Here is a 1,200-nt window from a genome sequence, read left to right as displayed (position 1 = left end):
AAAAGCGAACCACACAAAAAGATCGTTCGTCATTCTCACCATAGGATAAACACTCTGAAAAGCCGAAAAAACTACTAGTTTTTTCAGTTTTTCAGAGTACTTATCCACACGGCAGCTTGCTGCCGGTAAGTACTCCATGATTGAATGAATGCAATAAGGCTCTGCTGTGGATAACTTCCAATCCGTCCTGGACGGTGAATGCGAAAAGATTTTTGATTTTCTCCGTTTTGCACAATGCTTTACAGGAGATCCTGAGGATGCACTTCCTGGATCGGGTGTCTGGAGACAATCTCCAGCCCCTTCATCAATGCCTGATATTGTTCCGGCGTGATCTCCAGTGCCTCTTCTTTTGTACGGGGCCAGCTGAAACCGCCAAGCTCCAGCCTTTTGTAAAGGAGAAGGAATCCGTCGCCTTCCCATACAAGCCCCTTGATGCGGTCACTGCGCCTGCCGCAGAAGAGAAAAAGAATGTCCTTTTCATATGGTTCCAGCTGGAAGTTGAATTTAATAATAGATGCCAGACCATCAATCCCGCGGCGTAAATCTGTGTATCCTGCAGCAATATAAATCTTTCGGAATCCGGTTGCATTATTCAGCACCCAGGAGCCCTCCAATCCGGGAGAGAAGCTCATCCGATGCAGAATTCGAAATCTCCAGAATGAGACTGCCTTTCCGGATCACGAGATCCGGATGAAAAACCGGAGCTGTGTTCTGAGAAGAAGATGGAAGCTTGATTTCAGTAAAAGAGACTGCCCTTTGAGTCGCTGGCACCATCGGCGCCATTTCCTGATGCGGTCCGGCAGTTGCCGGTAATAATGAATTCTGGGAATTCTCGAAAGCTTCCCTGCGCAGGATCCTCTGCCAGTAGAAGAACTGCTTCACTGAAATCCCATTTGCTCTGCACCAGGCAGTTTTAGACATTCCGCTGTTTATGCATTCATTCATGATTTTGGCCCAGTGCTCTGCACGGACCTGATGTGTGATCTTATCCATAGGGACACTCCTTTAAAAAACTTTTAGTTTTCTGGAGTTATTATCTCATGGATAGATAAAACTAGCACGGTACTAGTGATTTACCGTGTACGATAAAAAAGTGTCTTTCTCATCTATTTCCTCCCTTAGAAAAAATTTTTGTCTTTCTAGCCCTTTATGATTCCTTTTAAGTTCTCCTTTCTTAGCGGATAATACCTTATTATCCTT

At 44.9% G+C, this 1,200-nt stretch carries 2 protein-coding genes; both read right to left on the bottom strand.

The window, feature by feature from the left end; genetic code table 11:
* Positions 1-239: 239 nt before the first annotated feature.
* The gene (gene tnpB / locus BKD12_RS15945) at positions 240-599 is read right to left on the bottom strand and encodes an IS66 family insertion sequence element accessory protein TnpB (RefSeq protein WP_070090335.1); all 360 of its coding nucleotides are present in this window, start codon (positions 597-599) and stop codon (positions 240-242) included.
* A complete protein-coding gene (gene tnpA, locus BKD12_RS15940; protein ID WP_070090334.1) occupies positions 589-993 on the bottom strand; it encodes an IS66 family insertion sequence element accessory protein TnpA in 405 nt (134 codons plus the stop codon). The genes tnpB and tnpA overlap by 11 nt, the downstream gene beginning before the upstream one ends.
* Between the last annotated feature and the right edge of the window lie 207 nt (positions 994-1,200).

It is taken from the genome of Merdimonas faecis, assembly GCF_001754075.1.
GTDB classification, from domain to species: Bacteria; Bacillota; Clostridia; order Lachnospirales; family Lachnospiraceae; genus Merdimonas; species Merdimonas faecis.
The sequence above is the reverse complement of the archived record's forward strand: the minus strand, read 5'-3'. Positions and strand labels throughout refer to the sequence as shown.

What these genes read in the sequence shown, in the direction of transcription:
- tnpA (WP_070090334.1), bottom strand. Translation starts at nt 993, where the DNA reads ATGGATAAGATCACACATCAGGTCCGTGCAGAGCACTGGGCCAAAATC.